The sequence below is a fragment of the Rhodococcus sp. (in: high G+C Gram-positive bacteria) genome (assembly GCF_049286785.1).
Classification (GTDB): Bacteria; Actinomycetota; Actinomycetes; order Mycobacteriales; family Mycobacteriaceae; genus Rhodococcus_F.
This window is the reverse complement of record NZ_JBAQEO010000301.1, coordinates 1-2869: the sequence shown is the minus strand read 5'-3', so window position 1 is coordinate 2869 and position 2869 is coordinate 1. Positions and strand designations below refer to the sequence as shown.

The 2869-nt window shown below is 66.7% G+C and carries 4 protein-coding genes; 2 read left to right on the top strand and 2 right to left on the bottom strand.

Annotation, left to right across the window (positions count from 1 at the left end):
* The coding region (locus WAW17_RS11710) for a hypothetical protein (RefSeq protein ID WP_422333148.1) at positions 1-375 on the bottom strand (375 nt) is incomplete at its 3' end.
* A gap of 457 nt (positions 376-832) precedes the next feature.
* Here WAW17_RS11710 and WAW17_RS11705 point away from each other — a divergent pair.
* Positions 833-1345: a hypothetical protein gene (locus WAW17_RS11705; protein ID WP_422333147.1), complete on the top strand. Its 513-nt coding sequence runs from the start codon at positions 833-835 to the stop codon at positions 1343-1345.
* A gap of 74 nt (positions 1346-1419) precedes the next feature.
* Positions 1420-2124: a type 1 glutamine amidotransferase domain-containing protein gene (locus WAW17_RS11700; RefSeq protein WP_422333146.1), complete on the top strand. Its 705-nt coding sequence runs from the start codon at positions 1420-1422 to the stop codon at positions 2122-2124.
* A 13-nt stretch (positions 2125-2137) separates the two neighbouring features.
* Here the strand turns inward: WAW17_RS11700 and WAW17_RS11695 are convergent.
* Positions 2138-2869 (bottom strand): NAD(P)/FAD-dependent oxidoreductase (locus WAW17_RS11695; protein ID WP_422333145.1); only part of this gene is annotated, 732 nt, incomplete at its 5' end.

Here is a 2869-nt window from a genome sequence, read left to right as displayed (position 1 = left end):
CCTCGACACCCAGCAGTGGTACCACGACATCCTTGGGGCGATCGACGACAGCGAACGCGCAACGCTCGAATCCGACTTGCGTACATGGGGGGGCGCCCACGATGGTGAGCCCGCCATCGCTGCACCTTCCCAGGCAATCGCGCAACTGGACCGCCACCGCCACCCCGTACCTGAGCGCGGCCCAGGTGGAGCGGCTGGCCGTGGCAGTTCCAGTACTTGCGCAGGCTCTAGGCGGACCACGACATCGACGGGGTCAACTCGGCATCGGGAAATGCCGTACGAGCGTTCGGCGGTGCGTTGATCGAGGTTCGCCTTCACCTGCGCCAAGGCCCAGTTGTAGGCGTACCGCTGCGCCCCGCAGTGCGAGCGCAGCATCTCGGCCTGAGCGGGGGTGGACTCGAGGACGTACACATACGCGCGGATCACCGACCCGGCCGAATCGGGTGCGGCAGTGGACCTCACGTCGACAGTCGCGCTCTCGGCCGCACCGGGCACCGCCTTCGATGCTTCGACGCACGTGGATCGACACCCACGCGGCGTGCGGTTTTCTGGCCGCTCTCCGACCGAGCGACCGGTACGCGGGATGACGACACTGCTACCGAAGTGCAGGGGTGCGGATCGCTCACCACGGTCATGCCCGACGGCAGCTGCCGGGCCGCCCCGGGCGCCGTCCCCCCTTTTACGAAACCCTCACCAACCGGGTTCGCACTTCCCACGGTTCTATGCTGCCCGGTCCGCCACCTGCACGGACCTGCACCAAACGACACGAACCGGTCCGAATCGATGAGCGGTTAGCAGCCCCCTCGATTCGTTCGGCGGGTATTGGGAGCCGATGTCGTGCCTGACCGGGGACTTCTCCTGCATCTCGGCCAACGACGCCGTGCAGAGCAGCAGCTACCTGACCGTCCTTCCGGGTGATGTCGCGTTGCGGGTCGAGAACCTCGAACTGATTCCCACCGGCAATCCCGCACCCGCCACCGAGCCGCCGGCCGCGCCTCCCGCGACGCGCGCACCGTCCGCCCCGACGCTCGACAACACCGACAGCCAGGGTTTCGTGGGCGTGCCCCAGGCCCGCTGCAACCACACCAATCCAGCAATCGCCGCCGGGCAGACCACCGAATCGCTCGTCGTGATCTGCGAAACCGGAGTAGGACGGCTGTACTACAAATGCCTGCGCCTCACCGACGGAGCGGCCATCGAGATCGACGACCCCGTCGCCACGGCGGACGGTTACACCGCCACCAACGACGGCGTGCAATACCGGTTGTCGTCAGGGGCCCTCGTCATCACCGAAGGCTCCGACCTGCTGGCCGAGGAACCGATGGTGCAGTACTGGTCGCGGTAATCCTGCTCACGTGTCCGCCCGGGCACTTCGGGGTATGCGAAGCGGTACCGAACGTCACGCTCGAGAGGACTCCCATGACCGACCTGTTGTTCGTCGTCACCGCCGCCGACCATTGGACCCTGTCGGACGGAACCCGGCACCCCACGGGCTTCTGGGCGGAGGAACTCGTCGAGCCGTACCGGGTGTTCTCCGAGGCCGGCTACAACATCACCTTCGCGACACCGGGCGGCCGTACACCCGTGGTCGACGAGGCGAGCCTCGCGCCGGACGCCGCGGGTGGAGAAGAGCGGTCCGCTGAGCTGCGCAAAGTCCTCGACGACCTCGAACCGCGACTGAGCAAGGCTGCCGTCCTCGAAGACGCCGATGCCGCCGACTACGACCTGGTGTTCGTGCCGGGCGGTCACGGGCCGATGGAAGACCTCGCCGTCGACGAGCGCTTCGGCGAACTCGTGCGTCGCTTCGTCGAGTCCGGCAAGGTCGTCGCGATGGTGTGCCACGCCCCCGTCGCGCTGCTGCCGGCATTCGCGTCGGGTGGGAAGTGGCTTTTCGAGGGCTACAACCTCACCGGCTTCACGAATATCGAAGAGGCTCAGGCCGGGCTCGCCGACAAGGCACCGTGGCTTCTGCAGGACCGACTGCAACAGTCCGGGGCGATCTTCTCCGCGGGCGACCCGTGGGAGCCGCACATCGTCGTCGACCGCAAGCTCTACACCGGTCAGAATCCGGCGTCGTCCCGGCCACTGGCCGAGCGTGTGGTTGCGGACCTGTCGCAGACGTAGGACCCGCAGGGCTCTACCGCTTGGTGCGTGCCGTCACTGCCGCAGCGACGTCTTCGGCGACGAGGTCGGCGTTGACGGCAGCGCCGGCGACCACGCCTGCTCCCGCTGCGACGACGACCATTGCCGAGAGGTCGCTCGAATTACCCGCAGCCCACACTCCGGGTAGTTCGGTCTGCCCCATTGGACCGGTCTCGATGAAGCTTCCGAGTGGATGGTCGGCCACCGTCCCGCCGAGCTGTACGTACAGGTCCGTCCGTGCATGGAACCGGGGCCCGACCACGACCGCGTCGACACCGCACTCGCGACCATCTTCGAGGACGACGGTGTGGACGTTCTCCCCTTCTGCACGCAGTTCCGCGACGGTTCCCTCGACAAGCCGGATGTCGCGAGCAGCAAGCTGTTCCAGGGATTCACCGTCCAGGTCGGGCATCGTGTGGGTGAACAGCGTGACGTCGTCGCTGAGCTGACGGAACAGCAGCGCCTGATGAACACTCATCGGACTCGAACCGACCACGCCGATGCGCCGGTCCCGGACTTCCCAGCCGTGGCAGTACGGGCAGTGCAAGACACTCTTGCCCCACAGTTCCCGGACACCCGGAATGTCGGGCAGCTCGTCGACCAAACCGGTGGCCAGTATCAGCCGTCGTGCCCGTACTGTCCCGGTTTCGTCGAGATCCACCTCGAACCCGTCGTCGGTATTACGAGCCGAAACAGCACTCTCAAACCGGATTCCGGCCCCGTAGCT